26 protein-coding genes are annotated in these 26,264 nt (G+C 70.2%); 14 read left to right on the forward strand and 12 right to left on the reverse strand.

Translation table 11 applies throughout. From position 1 onward, the window contains the following. Positions 1–268: 268 nt before the first annotated feature. Complete coding sequence (locus ACIG36_RS32570) at positions 269–1,135, reverse strand: hypothetical protein (RefSeq protein ID WP_399935973.1); 867 nt, start codon at positions 1,133–1,135, stop codon at positions 269–271. Between the two features lie 105 nt (positions 1,136–1,240). Between ACIG36_RS32570 and ACIG36_RS32575 the strand changes: the two genes are divergently transcribed. Beyond that, entirely contained in the window at positions 1,241–2,002 is a 762-nt protein-coding gene (locus tag ACIG36_RS32575; RefSeq protein ID WP_399935976.1) for a hypothetical protein, read from the forward strand. Between the two features lie 25 nt (positions 2,003–2,027). Here the strand turns inward: ACIG36_RS32575 and ACIG36_RS32580 are convergent, their stop codons facing one another. The 3 genes from ACIG36_RS32580 to ACIG36_RS32590 form a co-directional block, all read right to left on the reverse strand. Next, positions 2,028–2,438 (reverse strand): hypothetical protein, encoded by a 411-nt coding sequence (locus tag ACIG36_RS32580; protein WP_399935979.1) that lies wholly within the window; start codon positions 2,436–2,438, stop codon positions 2,028–2,030. Between the two features lie 175 nt (positions 2,439–2,613). Continuing rightward, positions 2,614–3,597, reverse strand: coding sequence for an ATP-dependent DNA ligase (locus ACIG36_RS32585; protein WP_399935982.1), 984 nt, complete (start codon positions 3,595–3,597; stop codon positions 2,614–2,616). Between the two features lie 69 nt (positions 3,598–3,666). Further along, positions 3,667–3,930, reverse strand: coding sequence for a DUF6372 family protein (locus ACIG36_RS32590; RefSeq protein ID WP_399935985.1), 264 nt, complete (start codon positions 3,928–3,930; stop codon positions 3,667–3,669). 125 nt (positions 3,931–4,055) lie between these two features. Here ACIG36_RS32590 and ACIG36_RS32595 point away from each other — a divergent pair, with 125 nt between their 5' ends. From ACIG36_RS32595 to ACIG36_RS32615, 5 genes are read left to right on the forward strand one after another with little or no spacing between them, the layout of a single operon-like run. Continuing rightward, complete coding sequence (locus tag ACIG36_RS32595) at positions 4,056–4,505, forward strand: hypothetical protein (protein WP_399935988.1); 450 nt, start codon at positions 4,056–4,058, stop codon at positions 4,503–4,505. Continuing rightward, positions 4,499–6,094 (forward strand): tyrosine-type recombinase/integrase, encoded by a 1,596-nt coding sequence (locus tag ACIG36_RS32600; protein WP_399935991.1) that lies wholly within the window; start codon positions 4,499–4,501, stop codon positions 6,092–6,094. The genes ACIG36_RS32595 and ACIG36_RS32600 overlap by 7 nt, the downstream gene beginning before the upstream one ends. Then, entirely contained in the window at positions 6,091–7,821 is a 1,731-nt protein-coding gene (locus ACIG36_RS32605) for a hypothetical protein (protein WP_399935993.1), read from the forward strand. The genes ACIG36_RS32600 and ACIG36_RS32605 overlap by 4 nt, the downstream gene beginning before the upstream one ends. Beyond that, complete coding sequence (locus ACIG36_RS32610) at positions 7,818–9,917, forward strand: integrase (RefSeq protein ID WP_399935996.1); 2,100 nt, start codon at positions 7,818–7,820, stop codon at positions 9,915–9,917. The genes ACIG36_RS32605 and ACIG36_RS32610 overlap by 4 nt, the downstream gene beginning before the upstream one ends. After that, complete coding sequence (locus tag ACIG36_RS32615; protein ID WP_391472602.1) at positions 9,914–10,327, forward strand: hypothetical protein; 414 nt, start codon at positions 9,914–9,916, stop codon at positions 10,325–10,327. Before ACIG36_RS32610 ends, ACIG36_RS32615 begins: the two co-directional genes overlap by 4 nt. Positions 10,328–10,331: 4 nt before the next feature. Here ACIG36_RS32615 and ACIG36_RS32620 read toward each other — a convergent pair whose 3' ends face one another. Next, on the reverse strand, positions 10,332–11,723 hold the full coding sequence (locus ACIG36_RS32620) for a sporulation protein (RefSeq protein ID WP_399935999.1): 1,392 nt from the start codon (positions 11,721–11,723) through the stop codon (positions 10,332–10,334). Positions 11,724–12,003: 280 nt separating this feature from the next. Between ACIG36_RS32620 and ACIG36_RS32625 the strand changes: the two genes are divergently transcribed. From ACIG36_RS32625 to ACIG36_RS32635, 3 genes are all read left to right on the forward strand, one after another. Further along, a complete protein-coding gene (locus tag ACIG36_RS32625; protein WP_399936002.1) occupies positions 12,004–13,779 on the forward strand; it encodes an asparagine synthetase B family protein in 1,776 nt (591 codons plus the stop codon). A gap of 28 nt (positions 13,780–13,807) precedes the next feature. Then, positions 13,808–14,245, forward strand: coding sequence for an NUDIX domain-containing protein (locus tag ACIG36_RS32630; RefSeq protein WP_399936005.1), 438 nt, complete (start codon positions 13,808–13,810; stop codon positions 14,243–14,245). Between the two features lie 74 nt (positions 14,246–14,319). Then, positions 14,320–15,639 carry a UDP-glucose dehydrogenase family protein gene (locus tag ACIG36_RS32635; RefSeq protein WP_399936007.1) on the forward strand — a complete coding sequence of 440 codons (1,320 nt, stop codon included), beginning with the start codon at positions 14,320–14,322 and terminating at the stop codon, positions 15,637–15,639. Positions 15,640–15,942: 303 nt separating this feature from the next. On the opposite strand, the gene ACIG36_RS32640 is transcribed toward ACIG36_RS32635, so the two are convergent. After that, positions 15,943–17,487 (reverse strand): hypothetical protein, encoded by a 1,545-nt coding sequence (locus tag ACIG36_RS32640; protein WP_399936010.1) that lies wholly within the window; start codon positions 17,485–17,487, stop codon positions 15,943–15,945. 509 nt (positions 17,488–17,996) lie between these two features. Here ACIG36_RS32640 and ACIG36_RS32645 point away from each other — a divergent pair. From ACIG36_RS32645 to ACIG36_RS32655, 3 genes are all read left to right on the forward strand, one after another. Continuing rightward, positions 17,997–18,620 carry a hypothetical protein gene (locus tag ACIG36_RS32645; protein ID WP_399936012.1) on the forward strand — a complete coding sequence of 208 codons (624 nt, stop codon included), beginning with the start codon at positions 17,997–17,999 and terminating at the stop codon, positions 18,618–18,620. A 73-nt stretch (positions 18,621–18,693) separates the two neighbouring features. Further along, positions 18,694–18,972, forward strand: coding sequence for a hypothetical protein (locus tag ACIG36_RS32650; protein ID WP_399936015.1), 279 nt, complete (start codon positions 18,694–18,696; stop codon positions 18,970–18,972). Between the two features lie 106 nt (positions 18,973–19,078). Beyond that, entirely contained in the window at positions 19,079–19,894 is an 816-nt protein-coding gene (locus ACIG36_RS32655; protein ID WP_399936017.1) for a hypothetical protein, read from the forward strand. Between the two features lie 114 nt (positions 19,895–20,008). Here ACIG36_RS32655 and ACIG36_RS32660 read toward each other — a convergent pair whose 3' ends face one another. The 3 genes from ACIG36_RS32660 to ACIG36_RS32670 form a co-directional block, all read right to left on the reverse strand. Beyond that, positions 20,009–20,446: a hypothetical protein gene (locus tag ACIG36_RS32660; protein ID WP_399936019.1), complete on the reverse strand. Its 438-nt coding sequence runs from the start codon at positions 20,444–20,446 to the stop codon at positions 20,009–20,011. 58 nt (positions 20,447–20,504) lie between these two features. After that, on the reverse strand, positions 20,505–21,497 hold the full coding sequence (locus ACIG36_RS32665; protein WP_399936022.1) for a competence protein CoiA family protein: 993 nt from the start codon (positions 21,495–21,497) through the stop codon (positions 20,505–20,507). Between the two features lie 65 nt (positions 21,498–21,562). After that, on the reverse strand, positions 21,563–22,381 hold the full coding sequence (locus ACIG36_RS32670) for a tyrosine-type recombinase/integrase (protein ID WP_399936025.1): 819 nt from the start codon (positions 22,379–22,381) through the stop codon (positions 21,563–21,565). Between the two features lie 248 nt (positions 22,382–22,629). Here ACIG36_RS32670 and ACIG36_RS32675 point away from each other — a divergent pair, with 248 nt between their 5' ends. Together ACIG36_RS32675 and ACIG36_RS32680 are read left to right on the forward strand one after the other, a co-directional pair. After that, the gene (locus ACIG36_RS32675; protein WP_399936027.1) at positions 22,630–22,788 is read left to right on the forward strand and encodes a hypothetical protein; all 159 of its coding nucleotides are present in this window, start codon (positions 22,630–22,632) and stop codon (positions 22,786–22,788) included. Beyond that, complete coding sequence (locus ACIG36_RS32680) at positions 22,785–23,033, forward strand: hypothetical protein (protein ID WP_399936030.1); 249 nt, start codon at positions 22,785–22,787, stop codon at positions 23,031–23,033. The genes ACIG36_RS32675 and ACIG36_RS32680 overlap by 4 nt, the downstream gene beginning before the upstream one ends. Positions 23,034–23,241: 208 nt before the next feature. Here the strand turns inward: ACIG36_RS32680 and ACIG36_RS32685 are convergent, their stop codons facing one another. The 3 genes from ACIG36_RS32685 to ACIG36_RS32695 all read right to left on the reverse strand — a co-directional run bounded on the left by ACIG36_RS32685 (position 23,242) and on the right by ACIG36_RS32695 (position 26,118). Next, positions 23,242–23,628: a hypothetical protein gene (locus ACIG36_RS32685; RefSeq protein ID WP_399936033.1), complete on the reverse strand. Its 387-nt coding sequence runs from the start codon at positions 23,626–23,628 to the stop codon at positions 23,242–23,244. Next, positions 23,625–24,152, reverse strand: coding sequence for a transcriptional regulator (locus ACIG36_RS32690; RefSeq protein WP_399936036.1), 528 nt, complete (start codon positions 24,150–24,152; stop codon positions 23,625–23,627). Before ACIG36_RS32690 ends, ACIG36_RS32685 begins: the two co-directional genes overlap by 4 nt. A gap of 607 nt (positions 24,153–24,759) precedes the next feature. Then, positions 24,760–26,118 (reverse strand): tol-pal system YbgF family protein, encoded by a 1,359-nt coding sequence (locus ACIG36_RS32695; protein ID WP_399936038.1) that lies wholly within the window; start codon positions 26,116–26,118, stop codon positions 24,760–24,762. Positions 26,119–26,264 lie beyond the last annotated feature (146 nt).

Below are 26,264 nucleotides of genomic sequence, written 5' to 3' on the forward strand. Positions count from 1 at the left end.
GCTCGCTCATCCGTCCGCCCCATTCATGGCATGTCCATGCCGGAATCCGTCCCGCCGAGAGTTGGCGGTTATTCCAGGCAGAATACCCGGCTACCTGTTAGTAGCCAGTGTGCGACGCGATTCTGAGGCCCCGCCAGAGGATCGGAAGCGCTGTGCGGCTCGCTGGCGGCCTCCCGAGGCCGCCCGGACCCGATCACTCCGGCCCTCCGGCGAACGGCCGCCCACGGGCCCGTTCTGCGAGTCGCTTTTCTGGCGGCCCGGCGTGAATTTACTCTTTAGGCGTATTGTCGGAGCCCGGTGGTAGCTCACGCAGCACCAGGGTGCGTGACATCGCCGGGGCGGCGCGCCGTGCGAGTTCGCGCCCTTTGCCTGGCGCGTACTCCGCCCGCAGCGCCACTCCGAGCAGCTCCAGCCACCGCGCCTCGGCGGCCCGGGCGGCCAGCACCCCGGCGACCGCCTCCTCCACGGTCGGCGGGTGGTCTACGCCTAGACCACCCGCCGGCGGCACTGCCTCTGACGGGTCCTGGTCCATGCGTGGACCACCTGCCTCGGCGGCGGCCCCTGACGGCCCCTGGTCCACGCGTGGACCATCCTCGCCTTCCTCCGGGGCGCCCCGGCCGGGCGGATCGTAGTCCTTCGACGAGCCGTAGCGGAACGGCCGCTCTCCGGTGAGGAGCTCTTCGTGTGAGTCGACCGCCTTGCGCAGCCGGGTCTCGTACCAGTCCGTGAACTGGTCTTCGACCTCCCAGTCCCGCGCCCGCGGCCACTCCCCCTCCTCCAGGACGGCCATCATCGCCTCGTAGAGCCGGTGCCCCCACTGCCGCGGGCGACTGCCGCAGTCCTGCTCGCACACCGCGCACATCACCGGCCATGGGTCCTTGAAGACCCCTTGCGGGAAGTCGTCCGAGTGGATCGACACGGCCAGCACCCCCGCCTCGGGGCGCGCGGTGTCCACCAGGACGTGCATCGACGGGCCGGGCAGCCACGTCTGCACCAGCGTCGACCCGCACTTCGAGCAGTACGGCACCGAGGTGTCCAGCCCCCGCCGGCGGCGCACCGTGGTGCCCTCGCTCGCCTTCCGCGCCGCCGGCTTCCTCTTCCTCCGAGCGCGCCCGCGCCCAACTGCCTTAGCCACCCCAGTCATTCAACACCACCACCGCACCCCCCGCCGGCGTCCGTGAGACCCGTCCGGCGTGCACGCCAGCGCCTGTGTCAGTGACGGCACGTAGGTTTCCCGTTTATGGACACCAGTACGACCCGTCTCACTGCTGGCGAGATCCGCGAGCGCTTTCCGGAACTCGCCAGGAGCCTTGAACGCCACGAGGAACCTTTGGAGGAGGCCTTCGACAGACTCTTCGGCCCGCCGAGTGACTGGCCCGAACTGCCCGACCAGCCGCATAGAACACAGGAGCTGTTCCCGACGGATCACGGCTACCCGCAGTCCGGGCACATACGCACCGAGAGGGAAGACGACCAGCTGAGGAAGGCACGGCTGGCCCGGCCGCGCCGGCACGTCAGAGACGTGTTCCAGGACGAGGCCAGGAGCTTCACACCCTGGATCGCCCGGAACTTGTGGCGGGTCGAGCGGGCTGCCACAGGCATCGACGAACTGGACAGCCTGTCCCTGGTAGAGACGGAGCATGTCGTCGGCAGGAGCCGCATTGACGTCCTCGCCCGGGTCGAGCGCCCCGGAAGACGCCGCAGCCACGTGGTGATCGAGAACCAGCTCACCCCCTCGGACGCCTCGCACCTCGGCCGTCTCGTCAAGTACGCCCAGCTCGTCGATGCCTACGCGGCGATCTGGATCTGTCCCTCCTTCACCAGCGAGGACCTGGACGCCATCGACGCCCTCCACCGCCACATGCCCGCGCGCTTCGCGGCCGTCCGGTGCGTCGCGACCCAGGCCGAGGACCCGGACACGGCGTACGTCGACCTCCTTCCCGCACGGGAGGACCGCCCGCGCCGGGACATCGACGACTTCCCCTACGACTATCCCGCTTGATCCCTCCACCGCCCGGCGCAGTACGTCAGGTGCCGAAAGCGGCTTCCTCTTGCGCGCGCAGGATCAGCCGGAACTCCGCGTCGTCGACGACGCGGAGGACCTGCCCGAGCTGGACTCCGCAGCGACTCACCAGGGAAGCGGCGACTTCGAGCATGGCCAGCTCGCTGGCGGAGGCCTTGAAGGCCCCGGGGCGTGACAGCATCAGCAGCCCGATGGTGTCCCAGTTCACCGAGGGGTGCACGCCGTCGCGGTCGATGATGGGCTGGTCGGCGGCCGCGCTGATCTCGGCCTCCTCCTCAAGGAAGCGGCGCAGCCAGAATCCGTTGCGGTGCGCGCCCAGCAGACGCGTCGCCGCCCGCATCCACTCGTTGCCCACGCTGTGCAGCAGGCTCTTGGCGAGCTCCGTGCCGGTCATGCCGTCGCTGGTCACTGTCACCGCTGGTCTCCGTCCGTGGTGGGGGCCGGGGGCGGCGGCCCCCGCCCCCTACTGTGCGCGGCGGACGATGCGGGATCTGTCGTACACGCCGGGCCAGTCGCCCACAGGGCGGCTCCGAGCCTATGTGGCGCGACCGCTCGCACTTGACGCCGCAGGTGCCCCTTCCCCTCGTTCGTCACCCGGCGCTGGGCTGGTTGCCCTGCCCGAAGGGCGGGGTGTCGGCGGGGGAGAGGTCAGCACGCAGGCGGACCCACCTCACGGGGTGGCGCCACTTTCCTCGGTCGACCGCGGCGTCGGCGCTGACCTCGGCGACCAGCTCGGGCGCTGCCAGGGCGACGACCAGTGACTCCCGGCTGCCCCACGAGGCGGTGAAGCGGCGGCCTGTCCAGGGGTGTCCGGGTGGTGCCGGCGCGAGAACCTCGGCGAGGGCGCGCACCTGCGGGGCGCTCAGCACGGTCGTACGGCCGACGTAGTGCAGCCGGTCATCGGCATCGAGGCGGCCGAGCAGGACGGTCTGCGGGCGGGCGAGGGACGGCGAGACGCCGCCCACGATCGCCTCGGTCGTCGACCGCACCCGCAGTTTTCTCCACCCCCTCTGCCCCGCCAAGTACGGCTGCTCCACCTTCTTGAGCAACAGGCCCTCGAGCCCGGCGGTGGCCCACTGCTTCCCGAGCCACTGCCGCGCCTGGGCTTCCTCGAGCGTCGACGGGCACAGCGTCCACGGCGGGGCGAGCCCGGCACACAGCCGCTCGAGGGCCGCGCGCCTCTCGCGATAGGGCAGCGGCATCAGGTCGTCATCGCCCAGGCGCAGCAGGTCGAAGGCCACGAAGTGCGCCGGCGCGGTCGCCGCGAGCCGTGTGGCCGTGGCCGCGCCGCTGCGCAGGCGCTGCTGCAGCAGGTCGAAGTCCAGGCGGCCGGCGTTCCACACCACGAGCTCACCGTCCAGCAGGCAGTCGCCAGGCAGGTCCCGCTCGGCGGCCGCCGCAACGTCCGGGAACGCCCGGGCCAGGGGCGTGCCCCGACGGGAGACAATCTCGACCCGGCCGTCCCGCGGCCGCCAGACGAGCGCCCGGAAGCCGTCCCATTTCGGCTCAGCTGCTACCTGTCCGTCGAAGGCGGGCAGCCGGTCCACGGGCGTGGCGAGCATCGGCTCCGGCAACCGCACACCCCACTCAACGAGCCGCTGCCGGTGACGGCACGGTCGCCTCCGTCCCGGGAGCGGGGGGGGTCAGGAGTCGTGTTCTTCGGCGACGGCGAGCGGGGCGAGGGCGGTGTAACAGGCGCGGCAGACCGGCAGGGGTTCGCTCGACTCCCCGGGCGTCTCCACGCGGATCAGGAGGCTCGGTTCGCCGGCCGCGGTGCAACCGCTGGCTGCGGCCGGGCCGGGCGTTTCGCGGTGGTAGAGGCCGCACAGGCACCGGCAGCCGCCGGGCTGGTGCTGCTCCCACTGGAACAGCGCGGCCAGACGCAGCACGAGCACGGGGTCACTCACCGGCCGCCTCCCGCACCAGGACAGACGGCGGCGCCTGCGGGATGGACGGGGGCGCTGTGGTCACGTGGGCAGTCTGCCGTATCCCAGCCGCGCCCGGGCCCTGAGGACGGAACTACATTCGAGGCATGCACGGCATTCCCCGGGACCAGCTTCCCCGCGCGCTCGTCTGCCTCGAGGGCGACCAGATCCTCGAGGTACGGGTTACGGCACGCCGGCATTTCCGGGGAACCTGGTGGTACGACCTCGTCTTGTCCCTTCCGACCAGGCGCGATACCCCTCGTGGCCCCGTCCCGGACGTCATGGAGGTGGAGTTCTCCGCCCCGTACCCCGCTGTCCAGCCGATCGCAGGCGAGGATTACGCGGTCTTGGACCCGCCTCCGGCCGACGAGCGCCGCCGGTGGCGGATCTCCGAAGCCCCGCCGGGGAGCGCCTACGAGGTGGTCGTGCACCGGCTCGACTGCGCCCAGGGCGCCCTGTCGCAGCAGCTCGCCACCGACCGCGAGGCCCTGCGCATGCTGGCCGACCCGGAGGAGGCCGTCACCTGCTCGATCTTCCCTGTTGAATCAGCGTGTTGAAGGCCATCGGGGAAGGGAACGCCATGGTCGGCTGGCGCGTGTTTTGGGTGTCGAAGCGTAGGGCGGCGGACGGAGTCCGTACGTCGCTGCTGGCGGGTTGGGAGGACCTGGCGAGCTCGGAAGAGCGTGTCGGGATCAAAGAAGGTGACCCGATCCTCCTCGCCCCTGATTACCGGGTCGATGAACTGCTTTCGTTGTATTTACGGAGTCGCAGATTTCGGAGATACACGACAGAGACCAAGCGCAACTACGTTACTGACATCTGCCTGTTCCTGAATTTTCTATGGGCGCGTGGATATGCCTGGAACCAGGCACTCGAAGGCGACCTAGAAGACTTCGAAGACTGGAGACGGTGGTCCACTGATAACCCTGAACGGATCGGTGGAGCGAAATGGGACCGAGAACTAGCCGCCCTCACTGGCCTTTACGCCTGGGCTGAGGGGCAGGAATTGATGCCTCGCAGTCCAATCGCGATGAAGCAGGTCATGGGCCGAAATGGCGACGTGTTGATGGTGCCCGTGGCAAAGGCGAAGGACGCGAAGAAGAGCGACGTGAGGTGGCTGACCCCACGAGCCTTTCGACGCTGGGTGGACGTGGGGCTACGCGGCCACACCGTCGCCGGGATACCGGCGGATGGGTGGGTCGGACGGCTGGAGGACCGCAATGCGGCCTTCGCGGATCTGCTGTATTCAACTGGCATGCGGCTGAGTGAGGGCGGATCACTTCTCAACTTTGAAGTTCCGTCCATTCGGCTGGCCGGAGGCCGGTATTACGTGGGCAGGATTGCTGCCGCCGTGACGCGGTCGAAGAAGCCGCGCACCTTCTATGTCGCCATGAATGTGCTGGGTGGAGTGGAAGCCTATCAGCAGGGTTTGCGGGCGGAGGGAGTTCGCAAGGCCAGGGCTGCCGGTCGATACGACACTCTTCCTGAAATGCGTTTGGTAACGCGGGTCACCAGTGGCACGAGGCGAGAAGTGCACTGGCGCGATCGAGACGGGGTACCTGGAAAGGAGAAATTGACAGATCTGACGGTTGAGCGACGCATGACGCTCTACACCGAGGGCCCGGATGGGCCTGAACCGCTGTGGTTGTGGCTGAACGAGCAGGGCCTGCCGTTCGCGCCTTCGTCCTGGGAGGGCGTCTTCCGCACGGCCAACAGACGCTGCCGCGATGTACTGGAGCCCCAGCCCGGCACCCCGGGCTTTGACCCCTACCGCAGCACCGCGCCGCAGGCCACGCCACATTCGGCCCGGCATTCGTTTGCACTCCGCATGCTGGTGATCTTGCACTACCTGATGGACCAGCGCCTGGGGCTGACACCCGAGGAACGGCGGGACTACCGCCTGCTCTACGGCGATCCATGGCGGATGGTGCAGGACTTGCTGGGGCATTCGTCGATTGAGACAACCCGGCAGATCTACTTGGCTCCGGTCGCTGACCTGCAATTGCGGTCGTTGCTGGACACGGCTCCTCTCCTGGGAGGCACGGGCGGAGCGGCTGAAGGGGCGATGGACGATCTCTTCGCACGCGTGGCCCGTGAGACCGAGGGTATTCAGGACCTCGACGAGCGAATGCAGGTGGCCACATGAGCCGCCGGGGACGCAGAGCCTCACTGCCGGAGGTCGTGCACCGCCGTCCCGAAGCGGTGACCGGTGACGGCCTGGTGGTGGAACACCGGGACCGCAACGGGCGTGCCCTCTCCTTCGACTTCTCCACCTTGCCGGCTGCCGAACCGATGCAGCGGTCCTTGGCCAAGTTGTTCGCCGCCCGTTGCCATCCCAACATCTGGGGGACTCACGACAGCAGTCAACAGGTCTGGATGCTCCTCAGGCAATTCACGACCTGGCTTTCGTCACTGCCAGAGCCACCCCGGGACATCGACAGCATCACGGTGGCCGTTTGGGATTCCTGGAGAATCAGCCGTGACACGACCACGGTCAGCGGCTACACGCAGATCCGCCGCGTCGCCGGGATCCTTCAGGACGACCCGCGCGTGGCGGGGCCAGTGGCAGAGGCGATGGCCAGGCGCCTGCCCAAGCCCCAGGTGAAGGAGAGTGCCTACTCGACAGGGGACTTCGACCAGATCAAGGTGGCGGCCCGCCGGACCTTCCGCAGCGCGCATTTGCGCATTCAGGAGAACATGAAGCATCTGGAACGATGGAAGGATGGAGAATTCGAGAAGGGGAGCCGGGACTGGCTGATCGGAGAGGCTCTGGAATGTCTGGCCCGCACGGGGCATGTCCCGTGCTATTCCCGCCCCGGCAACCAGATCCGCGTCGTTCGCGAGTACGCCCAGGCCCTGGGCGGGGAGAGGTCCGAGCTCACCTGGAAGCGGCTGTTCTTGACGCGGCTGGAGGCGGCGGCCCTCGGGGTTCTGCTGATGGCCGAGTTCGGGCTGAACCTGTCGGTCATCGACACCCTGGCCGTCCCTCGCGCGACGCCGGACAGCGGGCCGGACGGTCACCCTACCTACCGCCTCGAGCTGGTGAAGTTCCGGCGGGGGCCTGGACGCCAGCACGAGACGAGAAACGTCACCGACTTCGGTGCCGGGTCCTCGGGCCGGCTGATCACACAGGCACTGGAGGCCACCCAAGCCGCCCGCATGGCGGTGGCGACCTCGGACTCGGGCACCGACCGTTTGATCATCTGGCGGGCCGTCATGACCAACCGCGGTATCGGGGCGGACGAGCTGTTCCGCTTCGGCGTGACCAGGGGGGCGGGGAGGCAATGGGCTGCCGAGCAGGGCATCAAAGGGGCGGTGTTTCGGCGGGGGCGCCGCACCGTCAACGTGGTCGAGCGGCGTGAGCCCGGCCAGAACAGCCAGGACACCCACGACAGCGTCTATGTTCTTCCTGACCAACGGGCGAGGGAGGCCGCGGTCCCGGTCGTCGCGGCAGCGGCAGAGTCCGCCCGGCGGCAGGCAGAACAGGCCGTGCTGGTGGCTGAGCTGCGGGAGGAGCCGACGTCGGGCGATGTTGCGACTGCGACCGCCGACTGCCGGGACTTCGGCAACGGCCCCGTCACCGCCGCCGACGGGGTCTGCGGGGCATCGTTCCTGGCCTGCCTGGGATGCACCAACGCCCGCGTCCATCCCGGCCACCACCCCCGCCTGGCTCACCTGCACCAGGCCCTGACAAACCTTCGCAGTGTCATGCACCCGACGCTCTGGCAGTCAGACTGGGGCGACTCCCACGGACGCCTCGAAGAACTGCGCAGACGCCTCGGACAGTCAGCCTGGGACAAGGCTCTGCACGCGGTCAGCGAGGACGACCAAGAGCTGATCGACGACCTGCTGACGGGAGTGCTCGACTCGTGACCACCGCAACCGGCCTCACCGCCGGGGTTCTACCCGGACCGGCCACTCCCCTGTTCGGCCCACACCTGAACACCGCTGACTGCGACGGCCCGGTCGTTCGCTACGGCGATGACGTCTGGCCCCTGGCGCCGCTGATCGAGAACCCGAGCACGAAGAAGGTCACTGTCTACTTGCGAGCCTTCCCGGAGACCCTGCGGGAGGAGTTCCGGTTGATCGGCTGGACCTTGATCAATGGCGAGCTTCCGGCGAGTTTCTGCCGCGAACGCGCCCGCGCATGGCGGTCCCGCATCAGCCCGGAGGCGATGGGGCAGACGATCTGGCACTGGAGCAGATTCGCCTGGTGGCTGGACCAGCGGGGCATCACCACGCTGAGCTCGTGCGACGACGGGGTGTGGGAGGACTACGGCAGCAATCTGCGCGACGGCGGCTGGGCCCACAACAGTGTCTTGAAGATCCTCATCTCCTTGACTCGCCTTTGGGCCTTCGACGGCCTGACCGCCCGTCCTCTGGCCATCGCGCGCACGCCATGGGACCGGGACGGCTATGACGACTACCTGCCGCCGGCCACCTCGCACGGAGGGGAGAACCTCACCGAGGAGATCGCAGCGGCGACGATGGGACCGCTGCTGGTCTGGGCAGTCCGCATGGTCGAGGACTTCGCCGACGGCATCCTCGGCGCGATGGAGGAACGAGACCGCATCATCGCCGCGGCGCACAGCACTCCGCAGACCCCCGCCGGCCTTGCGGCCATCGATGCCTTCTTCGCCTCCGGCCAGCCGATCCCGACGTTCCTGCACGCCGGCCAGAGGCGGGTGTGTGCGCAATACCTCGCGGGAAGCCTGGGCGTCTCCGTCGACCAGGTTCATGGGAGGACCGTGACACCGGCCTGGGCTCAAGCGGCACGCGAGCGTCCGGGGCCCTGCCCGATGCGGTCCCCGGTTACCGGCGTGATCGGGAGCCGGCCCTGGCGCGAGGTGATGGATTTTGCCGAGGTCGTTCAGTTGTTCAGGCACCTGGGCACCGCGTGCTTCATTGTCATTGCCTACTTGACGGGCATGCGGCCGGGCGAGGTGCTGGGCTTGCGGACCGACTGCTGCCCGGACACTGAGCGGAGCGAGGACGGCAGCATGCCGCAGCACATGATCTACGGACGGGTCTATAAGACCGCGCGGGACGAAGACGGCAACCACCTGTCGGCTGGGGTCCAGCGAGAGGCGCCCTGGGTGGCGATCGCACCCGTCGTCAGGGCCGTTCGGGTCCTCGAACGTATGGTTCCCGAGGACTGTCTGCTGTTTGACAGTGCCAGCCACGACCCCCAGTCACGGTCGCGAGCAGGATCGCTGGGGATGACAACCATCCGGACGCGCGTCGAGGACTTCGTCACCTGGGCCAGCGAGGAAGCCGTCCGCCAGGGACGGTCATACGAGGTCGTCCCTCCCGACCCACAGGGCAAGATCGGTACGGAGCGTTTCCGCAGGACCTTGGCCTGGCACATCGCACGCCGCCCGGGAGGTCTAGTGGCTCTGGCGATTCAGTACGGCCATTTGCGGACCACCGTCTCGGTCGGTTACGCCGCCCGCAGCCGTGACGGCATCCACCATCTGCTGGACGTCGAGACCGCGCGGGCCACCGTCGACACCGTCACCGAGCTGCACGAGGACCTCGAGGACGGCGTTGGCATCTCCGGCCCGGCCGCACGGCGGGCCATCCACGCTTCCACCAAGGCGCCGCAGTTCGAGGGCACCGTCATCACTGAGCGCACGGCCCGCAGGATCCTGAACAACTCCGACTTGGCGGTCTATGACAACCCGAACACGCTGCTGATGTGTGTCTACAACCGCGACCGGGCCCTTTGCCACCGCGGCGACACCAAGGAGACGCCGAGCCTGGACCGCTGCGTGAGTTCCTGCGGGAACATCGCCCGGACCGACCGTCACGCTGACCAGCTCCGCCAGCGCGCGACCGCGCTGGAGATGCGGGCTGGGCGACTGCCGGGGCCGCTCGGCGAGCGTCTGCGGGGCAACGCGGCCCGGCTCCGCGAGATCGCCGACGAACACGAGAAGACCCGCATCACCCTCAAGGAGAGTGCACAGTGACGCCCGCAGCGGACGAGCGCGAACGCATCCGCGCCGCGATGGACCGCATCCTGACCGGCACCCCGCAGCACTCCAACGGCGCCTTGACCATCGTCGCCCTCGCCCAGGAAGCCGGGGTTCCCCGCAACGCGCTCACCCAGCGCCACCTGGATCTGAAGAACGAGTTCTACGACCAGGTCCGGGCCCGCGGGCAGATGCCGGACAGCGAGAAGCGGCTGCGGCAGCAGATCGTCAAGCTCAAGGAACTACGGGCCAAGGACGCCGAGGAACTCGCCCAGCTCCGGGCGGACGTCGAGGGCCTGGTCCGGGTCGTCCACCAGCTGACGGTGGAGAACCGGCAGCTGCGGACGGAACTGACCGCCCCCGACGCCCGAGTGCGGGTCCTGCCCACCCAGCCCCGGCCCCGGTGAGCGACTAGGCGGCGATCTGGAGGTCCTTGCGGGTCCGGTGGAGGAACTCGCGGACCGCCGGCTCGCGCCGCCAGGGGGCCAGGGCGGCGTTGAACTCGCGCACATAGTCCAGCGCGCGGGTGGACTTCACGCGGGCGAGGATGTCGACGGAGCGGTTGCCCAGCTCCAGGCCGTGGTCGAGGTCGCGGGCCTGGAGGTGGGCGGTCCCCACGATCGCCAGCCGCATGCCGACGGAGCGGGTGAAGACCCCGGGCTGCATGGCGGCTGCCTGCTGGTTCCAGGCCAGGGCGGCCTTGGGGTTCTTCAGGTCCCTAAAGACCTCGGCGGCGTCGGCGGACAGCCGCGCGTGGTGATAGAAGTCGATCCATCCCGGCTCGTCGCCGCTGTCCTCGCGGGTCCGCTCGAGGAGGTTTTCGGAGGCGGCCAGGGCCCGGGAGGCGGCCCGCTCGTTGCCGGTCCGCGCGTGAGCGCGGGCCTCGATGAGCTTGGTGAAGGCCAGCACCCGGGGCACCGCATGCTGTTTGGCGCGTTCGAAGGCGCCCTGGGCCATGTCGATGGCTTCCTCGGCGAACCCGCGCATGAGGGCCTGCATGGCCATGGTCGTCAGGACATAGCAGCCGAGCTGGACGTCCCCGCCGGCCCGGGCGAGGCGGAGAGCCTGGATGAAGTGCCGCTGGGCGACCTCGTGCTGCCCGACGTCAAAGGCCGTCCAGCCGGCGAGGCGGGAGAGCTCGGCGGTGACGGAGAACAGCTCGCGGCCGACCTCGTCGGAGAACGAGCCCTGCAGCAGCGGGACGGCCTGTTGCTCCAGGCAGGTGGTGACCGAGTTCGCCCGCCAGTTCCCGCCCCCGTATTTGGAGTCCCAGCGGCGGGCTTCGTCGGCCGCGTCCCGGAGCTCGTCCAGGTCCAGGCGGCCGACCTGCGTCCCGCCACGGTGATGGGCGGTGTCGTCGGCGGGGGTGACGAGCCAGCGGGTGACGGGGGTGGTGAACGCGGAGAGCGCGAAGCTCGATCCGGTCAGGAAGTCGCGGCGGTTCACACTGCTCCAGAACGAAGTGGCGACGCGGACGGCATCGGCGGGTTCCCTGGGGAAATCCAACCCCAGGTCCGCATCCGGTGTCTCGGCCTCGCCCATCCCGATCTCCGCCAACGTGACTGGGCGGCCGAGCCGTTCACCGACAGCCTGGGCCAGGAGCCGGGGGACGGGCCACTTCGGGGTCATGCCCCGGCGGCACCAGTTCGCGATGGAGGTATGCGAGTAGTCGGTCTGGATCCCGGCGGCCTGAGCGAGCTGGTTGACGCGGTGGGCGAGGGCTTTGTGACTCGCGCCGCTGGCTTCGATGAGCCGGGCCAGGTCCGCGTTGGGCGGACGGGTCCGGCGGACGGTCGACGCCACGGGCGTCCCCCTCTGCCGATTCCGGTGACCTTGCCGCGGATTCGCACACCTGGCTGAGCACAGAAAGCCGTACGCGAATCCCGCGCGTCGGGTCACCGAGGGTATTGCCTCCCCGGCCCGGGGTGAACCCGGTCTGCGAGTTGTGAGCCCCCCTGCGAGCCCTCCCCGCGATCTTTCCCGACCGGTGTGATGACGGTCCGGGTCGCGGCCGGGATCCGAGGACAGCTCTTCCGGCCGCGACCGCCGCCAAGGCATCCCAACACTCTCGGGGGTGAACCAGATGTGCGGAATCGCAGGACTGGCCGGACCGGACGCGGCCCGGCACCAGACGACGGTCTGGGCGATGGGCGTGTCCCAGTCGCACCGCGGACCCGACGGCACCTTGCACGCCGCTGCGGCGGACGGGCGGGCGGTGCTGGCCATGAACACCCTGCTGATCGTCGACCCGGCCGCCGAGCCCGGCCCCTATCTCGACGCCGACAGCGGGCTGCTGCTGGCCTTCAACGGCGAGATCTACAACTTCCGGCAGCAGGCCGCCGCCTGGGGCATCCCGCTCGCCGACCGCGAGACCGACGCCCACCTGGTTCTGCGGGCCTGGGCCAAGCTCGGGGCGGCCTGCCTGGACGGGCTGGACGGCATGTTCGCGCTCGCCCTCTACGACCCGCACGCCGGGGAGGCCGGACGGCTCTTCCTGGCCCGGGACCGGCTGGGCGAGAAGCCGCTCTACTGGCGGCTCGACGGCAGCCGGCTCGCGTTCGCCTCCGAGGTCACCACCCTGACCGGCTACGGCATGGCCCCGCTCGTCGTCCGCCCCGAGATGCTGGCCATCGAAACCCCCGTCGGCGTCGAGACCCCCTTCCAGGGCGTCCAGCTAATGGCCCCGGCGAGCCTGCTGTCCTTCGACCTCGCCTCCGGGTCGCTGGAGCACACTATCTGGTGGCGCCTGGAGGACCGCGAGCCCTGGCAGAGCGACTACGAGCCGGCGCTTGCCCGCTTCTCCGTCGTCCTGGCCGAGCAGGTCCCGCTGCGAGCCCCCTCGGGAGACTTCGCGCTGCTGCTGTCCGGCGGCCTGGACTCCTCCGTCCTGGCCTACCTGATGCGGCCGCCGGTCTGCGTCACCGTCCGCTACCGGGGCCAGGACCGGCTGGACGAGTCCCGGATCGCCACCGCCATCGCCCAGGACATCGGCGCCGAGCTGGTGGTCGTCGAGCCGGACACGGCCGACTTCACCACCGTCCTGCCCCACATGATCAACGCGCTGGACTACCCGATGGGCAACGCGGCCACCTTCTCCGAATACATGGCCTACCGGGCCGTCGCCGACCAGGGCGTCAAGGTCGTGGTCGGCGGGCTGGGTCCGGACGAGTTCCTGATGGGCTACGTCCGTCACGCCCTGGTCCTCTTCGGACCCGACGCCGTCCTGGACGCCGGGCTGGAGGCTTACCGGCCGCTCGCGGGCAAGCTCCTGCACCCCGCCGGGGAGCCCCTGGCCCCGGCGGAGGCCGCCGCCCGGCTGATCCTTCGCGGCCCCGATCCTGACGGCAGGGTCCGCGAGCTGGTGACCGACGCCTTCACCCGGTCGGGCGGCGACACCGCCCGCGCGCTGACGCTCGCCGAGCTGGCGACGGCCTGGCGGCCGCTGGTGATGACCAGCGACAAACTCGCCTCCGCTTTCGCCCTGGAGCGACGCTCGCCCTTCCTCGCCCGCGACCTCGTCGAACTGTCCTACCGGCTCCCGGCCGAACACAAGATCACCGCCCCGGCGGCGGGGAAGCGCATCCTGCGGGACGCCGCCAAGGCTCTGGGCCTGCCGCGCGAGGTCTGGGCCAGCAGGGACAAGCTCGGCTTCGCCTCCCCGGTCCCCGCCTGGCTGACCGGCCCGCTCGCCCAGTGGGCCGATGCCCAGATCCGCACCGCCCTCGACGACGCCCCGGCGACGCTGCGGCCGCTGCTGGAGCGCGGGCTGGAGCCGGGCGGGCGGTTCGACCGCTCCCGCATGCAGGCCCTGATGGCAGCGGCCTGGTTTTCTGACCAGACGGTGAAGGCTGCCGCATGACGAACCCTCACGTCACTACGGTGTCGGGATGCACTCCGACACCACCACCGCCAAGGGCCCGTCCACCGCCCGCGGGGCCGTCGCGATCATCACCAACCGCAGGGGCGACGTCCTGATGCACCTCCGCGACGACATCGACGGCATCGCCTGGCCCGCCCACTGGAGCCTCCTCGGAGGGGGCACCGACCCCGGCGAGACCCAGGCCGAGGCGATCGTCCGCGAACTCGACGAAGAAGCCGGCCTCACGGCCCGGGACCTGACCGAGTTGTTCGAGGTCCGCGATGAGGACGGCTCCGGCCAGCTCATCACCTTCTTCGCCGCCACCTGGGACGGCGACGAGAAGACCCTCCCCCTGGCCGAGGGCGTCAAGCTCCAGTTCTTCGCCCCCGAACACCTGCCGGTCCTGACGATCCCGCCGTTCATCCGGGACGGGATCACCCGCTATCTGGCCGCCCGGCCCGCCTGACACCCCGCCCTTCCGGACGGGGCAAGGGGGTGGGGCCGGGCGGCCCCACCCCTCCCTTTCGGAAGGACGAGCTCATGAAGCTCACCGTCATTGGCTGCGGCTACCTCGGCGCCACCCATGCCGCCTGCATGGCCGAACTCGGGCACGAAGTCCTCGGCATGGACACCGACCGCGACAAGATCCTCGCCCTCGGCGCCGGGAAGGCCCCGTTCTTCGAGCGCGGCCTGGACGAGCTGCTGGCCAAGCACACCGCCAGCGGACGGCTGAAGTTCACCGCCTCCTACGCCGAGGCCGCCTCCTACGCCGACCTGCACTTCCTCGGCGTCGGCACCCCCCAGCGAAGCGGGGACAATGCCTACGACCTCAGCGACCTCTTCGCCGCCGTCCGCCGCCTCGCCCCCCACATCCACCGCCCCGCCGTCGTGGTCGGCAAGTCCACCGTCCCCGTCGGCACCGCCCCGCGCGTCGCCGACATCCTTCGCGACAAGGCCCCGGCGGGCGAGCAGGTCGAGGTCGCCTGGAACCCCGAGTTCCTGCGCGAGTCCTTCGCCGTCGAGGACACCCTCCACCCCGACCGCCTCGTCCTCGGCTTCGCCGGCGAGAACACCCACGCCGAGACCGTGCTGCGGCAGTGCTTCGGCAAGATCATCGAGGCCGGGACGCCGACGATCACGACCAGCCTGGCCACCGCCGAACTGGTCAAGGGCTCGGCGAACGCCTTCCTCGCCACGAAGATCTCCTTCATCAACGCCATCGCCGAGGTCTGCGAAGCCGCCGGCGCCGACGTCCACCAGCTCGCCGAAGCCCTCGGCCACGACGCCCGCATCGGCCCGAGGGGCCTGCGTCCCGGGCTCGGCTTCGGAGGCGGATGCCTGCCCAAGGACCTCCGCGGCTTCATGGCCCGCGCCGACGAACTCGGCGCCGACCAGGCCCTCGGCATCCTCCGCGAAGTCGACGCGATCAACAACCGCCGCCGCGAACGCATGGTCGACCTCGCCCGCGAACAGCTCGGAGGCACCTTCAAAGGCAAGCGCATCGCCGTCTGGGGAGCGGCCTTCAAACCCGACACCGACGACATCCGCGACTCACCCGCCCTCGCCGTCGCCGCGAAGCTGCACCGGCTCGACGCCGAGGTCACCGTCTATGACCCCAAGGCCCTCGACAACGCCCGCAAGGCCCACCCCGAGCTCGACTACGCGGACAACTCCTTCGACGCCGCCGAACGCGCCGACCTCCTGCTGCACCTGACCGAATGGCCCGAGTTCACCGGCATCAGCCCCGAGCGACTCGCCGCCCGCGTCGCCCAGCCCAAGGTCATCGACGGACGCGGCACCCTCGACCCCACCCGCTGGCGCCAAGCCGGGTGGACCCACCGAGCCCTCGGCCGCCCCTGAACGCCCTAATGCACAACCTCGGCCCTGGTCACACTGACCGGGGCCGAGCCCGTCTTCCGAAGGGCGAGTAGATGCCATTTCGATAAGGTTCGCCGTCGCCCACCGCCCAGCCGCTCGGGAGACCCCGCCGCGTCCAGTCGAACCTCAACACGCAGGACTTGACAGGGAATCGATCTGCCGCCCCGAGGCGGTCCTCGGGCACCTCTTCGACTGACCAGGGTCCGGTTCGAGGTGTGGATCAGCCGCTGCAGGGTGCCCCCGCAGGCGGAGAGCCCTGCGGGGGCACGTGTGGTGCTGAACCGGTCAGGCGGTGGACAGCCCGGGAACGCCCTCGTCGATAGACCCGGGGGCGAGATACTCCGCCAGGGCCCGGCGCATGTACGCCTGCGCCCCGGCCGAGAAATGCGCATCCGGGTCGGTGGCCAGGTAGGCGTCGACGATGTCGATGACCCCCTCGGCAACCTCGTTACGGCGCTCCAGGGCATCCAGGGCCTCACGCAGCCGCAACCGCCCCTCCCCTTCGGCCGCACGGCGCGCAGTGTTCAGGGCGCGGGCGATGCAGGCGGAACCCGTCTCAAGGAATCCCCGGTACTCCTCGCCGCCGGCCCGGAGCCGCTCGGCCGCCTGCTCGACGGTCAGCGCTCCCCGGCTGCGCGCGGCGAGCGAGGCGACGAGGTGGTCCTCCTTCTCCTGGCGGCGGGCGTCGAACCAGGCGTCCCGTTCCGCATACGGCATGTCCGGGTGGTGATCAGTCAGCACGCGGCCTTCCTGCGTCCAATCGTGCGCCCAGGCATCCGGGTGCCGCGGGCCCCAGGTCTCGGCGAACGCGTACGGGCCGCCCGTGCCGACCCGCAGCCGCGCCGCTGCGAGGCTCGCGCCCGAGCGGCCCCCGGTGACCCAGGCGAATGACACCCATCCGGTGTCCTCGCGCCATACCTTCAGCTCGTAGGTCGGCGGGTGCTTCTCCCCGGGGTACCACGAGGGCTCGGGCGTAGGCGTGGCGGACTTCGGCCGCCCAGCCGGCCATGTGTCGAACGGAAGCTGCGGCGCCACCGGGCGGTCCGGTGCGGCGTCAGCACGGTGAACCCGGGCCGGCAAGGTGACGAGATTGGTGGTGGAGTGCCTCCACACCTCGGCCCGCAGGCACCCGAAGTCGCCGCCGGCGGGGCGTTCGCTCGCGCCGAGCCGGTAGGCGGTGAAGGCGTCGGCCAGCTCCCGGGCCTTGTCGAGGTCGGTGCACCAGGCCCGGGTCCACCAGCCGGGGGCACCACCCGAGTGGTCCTCTCCCAGGACGCCGTCCGGGACGTCGTATGTGCGCACCTCGTACGGCAGGTCGCGGCTCGGGCACATGGGGTCGAGCCCCGCCGGGAAGTCCCCCGGCCGCTCGACATCCCAGCCGTTGTGCACGAACCGCCAGAACGGCTCACTGTTGGACTGCCACACCACCGGCCACACCGCGGCCACCGCTACGCGTCCATCGGGTAGCCGGTGCGGCACCGGCACCCGCGTGCCCTTCTCCACCGCCATGTGGCAGTCGGGCACCTCCCGGATGACGTAGCCGTCGACGGCGGGCTCAGCCACACCCCACCGAACGCCGCTGTCCCGCTGGACCATCGTCCGGCGCGCCTCCTCGTCCCAGATCACCGTCACGGGGACGACACCGTGCTCGGCGACGATCTCGGACAGGGCGTCCACGGTGACTTCCGCCCACCCGTAGCGGGCCGCCTCCGTCGGTGCGGTGGCCGGCGCGGCCGCGTTCCGCAGGCGCCAGCAGGCATCGGTGTAGGAGATGCCCTCTCGGGCGGCGAGTTCGCGGGCGTCCTTCTTGAACTGCTTGTTACTGGTCACGGAATTCCCCTTCGGCCGGCGGAGATCCCACGCATCCCCACCGTGGGCGTCGTGACCACGGACAGACGAATGCGGTGCAGCACGTGAGTCGGAGCCCCTTCGTCCTCTGTCGCTTGGTCCCCCGCGTGGGTGGGGATCAGGCTCGGAGTCAGGCCGACGTGTGGCGGCCAACTGTCAACGGTAGCGGGAGCCACCGACAACGGTCGGGGTAAAACCCGAGTCCTCTACTTCGCGTGCCTGTCGCATCCTGGCAATTTCGTGACGTCTGTGACTCCGGTGTCGACGTGAGGACGGTGTCGGTGGAGGCCGCTACGCTGTACCGCAGCGGCAGGACGCGCGCGCCGCACGCCAGATCCGCCCGGTGCCCACGCCGCCCGGGGCGGAGGCCAAGGGCCCCCGGGAACACGAACTTTCCGGCGCGGCACCCGCGGAGTCACACACGACCGCCTTGACCGCCGTCATGCTGACGCACCCCGGCGGGATGCGTGGGGTCCTGCCCGGAGGACGACATGACGAAGAACGGCCCGAGCGGCCCGAAGAAGCGCGCCCGCGCCCGCCAGGAGCGCGACGGCAGCAAGTACACCCAGGCCCGCCGCGGAGAAGCCGCCGCAGAGCAGCCCACGCTGACGGTCTACCGGATCGAGTTCAACAACGGTGAGCCGGTCCCGTGGGAGGCGCCGCGCTCCTGGAGCTGCCACCACTGCGGCGCCACCGGCACGGACCTGGCCGGCACCGACGACGCGAAGTTCGTCCGCGCCGACGGCGTCACCTACCTGCGGCCCCACTGCCCCCAGTGCCTGCCCGAGCCGGAGACCAAGCGCTTCCCCGACGGCTACAAGTACGGCGACCCCAAGCCGGAGGAGTGGAAGATCTACGACGCCGAGGAGTGGCAGCGCTCCCGGACCCTGATCGATGCCGTACGCGCGGGCACCGTCACCGCCCAGTGGCTCGACATGTACCGCTGTTCGGTGCACGGCGGAATCTGGAACATCGGCCCCCGGGTGCAGCTCCCCTGCGGAGTGCTCTACGACTCCAGCACCGACCTGTACGAGCACCCGTGCTCGACATGCTGGGACAGCAAGGGCCGTGAAGAACTCGGCCGTGCCCACTACGAGCGATCACGCCAGATCTAGGACAGCACCGGGCGGCCCCTCGGCCCGCGCCCAGGGGCCCGCTTCCGACCACCGTGCCGGTCGTTGGGCACGTGTGACGATCTTGCCCGTACGCGACGCCGAACTGCTGCTGGACGAGTACCACGTCGGCGCCTGGACGCCCACCGACGCCGAGCGCGAGCTCGCCGAGTCCCTGGCCTTCAGCAGCCTGTCCCCCTCCAGCCTCCGGGCCGGACTACGCCACGCCCCGCCCGGCCGCCTATCGGACGTCCTGGCCCCGGTGACCACCGTCATGGAGACAACCGCCGAGATCCCCTCCGCGGAGCTGCTCCCCCTGCGGAAGCTCCTGGACGCCCTAGCGCCGCTGCCGTGAACGGCCACTGCCCGGGTACGTGACTTCGTGCCCCGTGGCCTTCACGGTGGTGGGCATGACGCCAAGGAGGACTAGTCCCACTTCGCGCATCACCTGGGAAAACGTGATGCGGCTCGCCCGCCACATCGTGGGCGAATACCCCCCGAGAAGCGTCACCCTTCGACAGGTCCACTATCGCTGTGCAACGGCCGGAGCGATCCCCAACACGACGTCCGCCTACAAACGGCTGTCGTCACTGATCGCCCAGGCACGCCGGGACGGCACCTTCCCGGACCTGATCGACTCCACCCGCGAAGTGCACCGCCCGCAGGCCTTCGCCGACGTCGGCGACATGCTGCGCTGCATGCCGGACTTCTTCCGTCTCGACCGCCGGCGCGGGCAGCGGGTGAACCTGTACGTGGCGGCGGAGAAGGACACGCTGCGGGTGCAGTTCACCGGCTGGCTGGAGGACTACGGCATCCCGGTGGTCATCGCCCGCGGCTTCTCCTCCCAGAGCTACGTCCAGGACGTCGCCGACGCCGTCCGGGCCGACGGCCGCGATTCCGTGCTCCTCTATGTCGGGGACCTGGACGCCTCCGGCGAGGACATTGAGCGGGACTGGCTGGAGCGGACCGCGTGCTGGGACCGCGTCGAGCGCGTTGCCCTGAACATGGCCCAGGTCCGCGAACGCGATATCCCGGCCGCGGTGGGCAAGCGCACGGATTCCCGATGGCCGGCCTTCGCCGCCCGGCACGGGCTCGACGTCAGGTATCCGGTGCAGTGGGAGGTCGAGGCGCTGCCGCCGGAAGAGCTGAAGCAGCTGGTGATGGCCGCGGTGCACCGGTACTTCGACCGGGCCGTGTGGGAGTCCGTCCTGGCGGACGAGGAGGAACAGCGCGAGCAGCTGCGCCGCTTCGTCGGCCGCTGGCGCCCCGCCGGGTGACCCCGGCGTCCTCGTTGCTGCCCACGCGTAGCGTGGGTACGGGCAGGCCGCTGGCGCAAGGCGCGAGCGGGCAAGGTCCCTCGAACGGGCTACCAGTCGTCCCCGGCAGGGGGCTTAGGCCTGAGCACCTTGCCAGCCGGGCCCGAGCCGGCGCCGCTCTCGCCGTACACCGCCGCCCGCTGGTGGAGGTGGCGGTTGCTCTCCCCGCTGCTGCTGGGTCTCCTCGAGGTTCTTCAGCAGGATCGCGGTCGCGGTCGGGACGTCGGCGAGGATCCGGGCGGTGCGGGGGCCCAGGGCGGAGAGCGCCTCGACGAGGTAGTCGATCGCGTCGACGGCATCCTCCACCGCGGTGACGCTCCAGCCTCCGTCGCGCGTGGAGTCGGCGAGGCGGCACGCGGCCTCGGCAGCAGCGTCAGCGTGCTCTTCCACGCCGGGGGCCGCGCTGGTGGTGAGGTCCATGGTCGGTTCGCCGGCGGCCGGTTCGGGGCCGGGCGATATGAGGGTGTGGAGGCCTCGGCCGAGGGCGCGGCCGCGCGGGTGCGCTGTGGTCACCCGGGCAGTCTGCCGTACCGTCCGCCCGCTGGTAGAGGCAGTTCCAGCGGCGGCGTCCTCAGCACAGAATGTGCCGACCCGCCTTCGCCAGCTCCGGCGCCAAGGCCCGCCCGCACACCGCGCACCGCAGTCCGCCCGCCGGCACCGGGGCAGGCGGCGGCGCTGGGCGGCGAGCGGCTTGTGCCCGCCGCTGCTCCGCGGCGCGCACCTGACGGGCGTACCGGGCCTCGCTCTCCCGCCACGTGGCCGCCTCCTCCCGGGCCTGCCGCTGTGACGCCTGCAGCTTGCTGTGCAGGGCCTCGGGGAGCTCCGCGCCGCGCGGGCCCAGGCCGAGCTCACCGAGCGGGATCGCCTGCCGCGCCAGATCATCGAGCGGGCACGGCGGATGGTGCAGCCCGAACACCGCCAGGTCCTGCGTCTCCCACCACCGGCGCCTGCGCGGGTGCGGCCGGCCGAAGGCGGTCCACACGCTGCTCTTCGAGGCGACGTAGAACCACACGGGCAGACGCTCGTCGAGGACCACGTGCGGGAAGTGCACGCCCGGCCGCCAGAACCACACGTCGACGATCCCCTCCCGGGCGTAGTCGCGGTGCCGGGCCCGCCAGGCGTCATCGGTCATCAGCATCCGCTGCGCCTCGAGGGCCAGGCGCGTGCCGTCTTCCAGCCGTACTGCGACGTCCGCGCGCCGGTCATGGTCCGGCGTCCACTGCTCCAGCCGTACCGCGGCCACGCCGGGCCGGGTGCGCGCCCAGTGGGCGAGGGCGTGCTTGGTGGTGATGTGCCAGACCGTTTCGGGGTGGTGGCCGCCGTCGGGGGCTGTCCCGGAAGGGTGTGCGAAGTGTCGGCGGACCTTGCCGCCGAGTCGGCCGCGGGTGACCAGCGGGACGCGTGTGCCGGGGGCGGCCTCGAATCCGTGGAAGCAGTAGAAGCACACCAGCTGTTCGGTGCCGCCGTATCCGCGCTGTTTCCAGTGCTCCGGCGGTTGTTCGGCGACGTGCACTTCACGTCGGGTCTCGAGGTCGAACCCGACCACCAGTAAGTCGTCCTGCACTTGCTGCGCCCTCCCCGTTGCTGCCCCCGGTGACCGTCTCGAGTCTGCCGCAGGTGCGCGTCGCGCTACAGGGTGGTGGCGGTGCCGGTGGGGGAGGTGCCGTGGTTGCGGGCGCTGTTGGCGATGGCGTCGGGGAGGAGGGTGGGGGCGAAGTCGGCGAGGAGGGGGTGCTGGCCGGCGACCGTGCGGAGGACGGTGCGGGGGGTGACGTGGGCGTCGAGGCGGCCGCCGGTGCGGGTGGTGAGGAGGGGGCCGGGGGTGGGGCCGAGGCGGTGGGGGAGGTAGGCGTCGATGGCGAGGACGAGGAGCGGGGGCAGGACCATCAGGCGGGTGCCGCCGCCTTTCTGCCAGACCTTGGCGGTGGTGTCGGTGCCACGGGGGCGGAGGTCGTCGGTGTCGAGGCGGACGATGGCGCCCGGGCGGAGGCCGGCGAGCATGGCGTAGATGAGGGCCCTGTTGCGGGGGGTGACGGGGGCGTAGAGGCCGTCGGCGGCTTGCATGAGGGCGGTCATGTGGGTGGCGTCGACGACGGGGAGCCCGGGTTCGTCGCGGACGCTCGGGCGGAGGCGCTCGTCGAACGGGTTGTTCCGGCACAAGCCGGTCTGGACGGCCCAGATGTAGAAGGTATGCAGGGCGTTGAAGTAGCGGTTGCGGGATCGTGCGGCGCCGCCGCGGTGGTCGAGCCAGGCCGTGGCGTGGGTGTGGTCGGCCTGCCAGGGGTTGACGCCGGCGGTGTGGATCCAGCGGAGCCAGTCGGCGATGTCCTCGCCGTAGTGCTCCGGCGTCGTTCCCTGGAGGGCGCGGGCGGTGCCGTCGCGGAGGGGGCGGCCGTATCCGCGGGCGAGCCAGTGGTGGAGTTCGTCGAGGCCGGGGACGGTGGTCACAGCACAACCCTTGATCTTTAGATAACAGCCCTACCCGAGCCACCCTAGTCGGCGCGGGTTGCGGTGGTACCGGAATGTGAGGGAGGGGGAGGGGCGCGCGCGTGCGGGTTGGAGGGTGGCGGGCTGGGGCTGTTATCTAAAGATCGCGGGTTGCCGGAAGGGGCCGGCTGTCAGTGGCGGGTGCGATCCTGTGCAAACCCGCGAACCCGCAGCTCAGCGGGGACACCCCCAACACCAGGAGAACGATCATGCGGACCAACTACAAAGTCCACTGGACCCCCGCCGACAGCACAGAACGCCGCACCTCCGTGGTCTCCTACGACCTCCCCTCCGCACAGCATCGCCAGACAGAGCTCGAGCACCAGGGCGCCCTCGACGTGGAGATCGAGAAGATCACACTCAGATGACCGACCCGCACGACCAGGCACCCCTCCCCGACGCCGAGCAGTACCACCTCGTCATCCGCTTCCACGGCCCCGACGGGCCAGCCGTCACCGGCACGTGGACCAGCGGCACCACCGCGCTCGAGAAATACCGCCGGTGGATCGGCACCCACGGAAGCACCCCCGGCGTGACCATCACCCTCGAGGCCGAAACCGCCGGCGTACGGACAACCGTCAAACAGTGGACCGTCGAGCACCCGCAGCACTGACCGCCACCGCCCCTCCCAGCCAGGACGTCAGGCCGACGGGTTCTTGGCGGCGCTAGCACGACGGTCCTCTCGCACCAAGGGTGAGCGAGTTGGCGAGTCACCTCTTAAGAGGTGAACTCTAGAAGCGAAGTGACGGCAGTGCTGAAACGGCCGTTTTGGCACTGCGGGCAGGAAAAACGGCCGGGCATCACCCGGCCGCCGCTCTCGTCTACCTGTGGTCGTCTGCGCGTCGGACAGGCAGGTGGCTGACCGTCGCCAGTGGCTGGTGGTCCGGCTCCATCAGCTCTTCGGCGATCTGGAATACCTTCGGGCCGGCCTTGTAGAAGTTCACGATGCCGATGGAGAAGGCCGTGGCCAGCCAGCCGTCGGCGGAGAGCTTCTTGACCCCCTTGGAGACGGTGCCCTCGGCGATGCCGATGGCCGCCGCGATGTCGCGGGCGGTCTCACGCAGGGTGTTCCCCAGCGGGACGGAGGTCAGGACGTACTGGAGGATCCGGTAGTGAGAGCCCGCATACCCGGCTGTCCTCAGAAGGATCTCCTTGCCGAGGTCGGACGTGTACGGCAGGGCGGCCGCTTCTTCTGCTGGAACCGTCATGATGCCCTGGCCTCCTTGTATGCCGTCACTGCCTGCTTCCTCGTCCGGGCCGGTGCCTTCTGGGGGGCGGGCACCACGGGGAAGCGTGCGTCCTTCACCGCTTCAACTTGCGCTACCGCAGGCCCGTCGAATGCGGCCCGGGGGTTGAGGCGGAAGAACTTGATCCTGGCGACCTGCTCGGCCATCAGGAGCAGGCCCCCGCCGTTCAGCCGTCCCACGCTCTTGCTGACCTTCGGTTGGCTCACCCCGAGCTTGGTGGCGATCTCCTTGAAGGTCATCCGCAGCGGCTCAGTCCCCTCGGGGGAGTGTGCAATGTAGAAACCCAGGATGTCACGATCGTTCTGGTCGTAACCGGAGTCCTTGTCCCATACCTTCTGCATCAGCACTTTTGCCAGGTTGGTGTGCCGACCGGGGTTGGGGTTCCAGTCATAGCGGACGACGACCTGCTTCTTCTTGGACCCGTCACCCTCGAACGTATCGTCCTCGCTGAAGATCTCCAGCTGCACGATCTCGCCCGTCGCCATGTCTGCGGCTCTCCGGGATCGGCGTTGCGGCGGCATACCCCTCCTCACCTCGCCGTTTTCCTATAGGCAAGTCGAATGCGGCACAGACTATCGCCACCTTGCCTATAGGCAAGCACCCGGACCAACCGGCGCGCCGAAAGCGGGGCATGCGAACAGGAGACCTTTCCTGTAGGAAAGGTCAATGCGGCTGAGGCGCATTGGAATGTCGCCGGAGACACCTGCAAAAGCCTCTGACCTGCGAAAACGCCAAGCCCTTCTATATACGTCATAGACGCACGTCCCGGCCCAGCAGCACGACTCACTCGGGGACCACGGCAGTCCCCCCGGGGTATCGCCCGCTTCCCCCTCCTCAGCTCTCTCAGTTCCTCTGCGACACATCAGCCACAGAACGGAAGCCCCGGCTTGGGGATGCCGGGGTTCCGGCGTGCGGAGGTACGGGAGCCGTCCGGCCGGCGTCAGCCCCCACCGGCATCAGCCACAAGTCCGGCCAGGCGAACCACCCACCGGCACCAGCCACGCCTTACCGGTTCCGCGTCACGGCCGGTCCCACCACTCCTCAGCACCGGTGCCAGCCTGCTCAGCTCGCGCGAGGGTAGCCGCAGCTGGACTAAGCGCTGAGGCTGAGAAACTGTCGGACGGCCCGCACGTGACGGTGCGGCATGAGCTGCGAGCGAATGCCGTCCAGGGCGTCGGAGGGACGGGAAGAGTCCACGCCGTCGGTCTGGGTGAGCGCCTTGGTGGCGGTGGCACAGGCGGCGTCGAGATCGCCGAGGTCGAGGTGGGCCTGGGCGGCGCGGGTGAGGTAGAGGGCGTGGTCGCGGACGTAGCCGTCGGTGGCGTAGGCGGCCTTGTACGCGGCCTCGAAGTAGTGGAGAGCGGTCCGAGGGTCGCCGAGGTCGAGGGCAGAGGAGCCGGAGAGCATTTCGATCTCGCCCGCGTCCAGCCAGTACGACCAGGGGGGATCGTCGTCGTGGGTGCCGTGGGCGTAGGCGTCGCGGGCGGCATCGAGCTCGCGCGCGCAGGCTTTGCGGTCACCGGTCTTCGACAGGGCCCGAGCGGCACGGGCGTGGAGCATGGCGCGTACGCGGGGTGTGCTGTGGCCTGCGGCCTGTTCCTGGGCGGTGCGGACGAGGTTGACAGCGTCCTGGGGGTTGCCGGTGGAGTAGGTCTGGATGGCCATGAAGGCCAGGATGTTGGCGCCGGTGGCGCGGTCGCCGGCGGTGGCGGAGGCGCGCAGGGCGGTGATGTAGAAGCTCTGGGCGCCTGCGTGGCGGCCGGCGTCGAAGTGGAGCCAGCCGCACATGCGGCTGGCCTCGGCGAGAGCGGCCAGGAGTCGGCGGCCGACGTCCTCGGTGTAGGTGGCGTCGTTGGCCAAGGCGCTGAGGAGCTGGAACTCGGCGGCGGCCGCGGGCCGGAGCTCGCCGCCGCCGAGGACGTCGTCGAGGCGGCGTAGGTCGTCGAGGCGCTGTTCGAGTCGGGTGATGGTGTCGGCGGTCAGCCGTCGGCGGCCGCGGGTGGCGGCGACGGCGTGGGTGGTGCTGAGCGCGTCGGTCCAGCCGGCGGTGACGGCGGTGAGGGTCGTCCCGCTGGCTATCAGGAATCCTCGTCGGTCCACGGAGCCTCCCCTGGCGGCGGCCGCTACTGACCTGACCGTACCCATGGGGGTCCAGGGGCTATCCAGGATCGGCCGGTCGTCGGGGAAGGCGATCAGTAGCCAGTGGGGCCAGCCCATGTCGTCGACGGCTTCGCGCGGAACGTTGTGGAAGGCGGCCATGGCGTACTGGGTGACCGTCTCCGGTGCGTGGATACCCGACTCCCACCGGGTGACCTTCTCCCGGCGCGTGGAGAGGTGGCCGTAGCCGAGGGCGGCGTGGACCGGGGAGAGCCGGTCCAGGTACTCCTCGGCGGTCAGGTCCAGCTCGTGCCGCAGGGCGGCCAGCGGGTGCCGGAAGGGCTTGTCGCGCACCGGGCTCTCCTCTCGCGCAACGGCCTGATGCCGCGTCACCGTAGCGCCCCCCTCACGCACCGTGCAGGCGCTCGCGGAAAGGTCCGCAACAGGTCCGCAACAGCCCGGCTCTATCCCCGGCGGTGCCGGTGGCGGTGACATGTGCG

The sequence above is a fragment of the Streptomyces sp. NPDC053048 genome, from assembly GCF_044547045.1.
Lineage (GTDB): Bacteria > Actinomycetota > Actinomycetes > Streptomycetales > Streptomycetaceae > Streptomyces.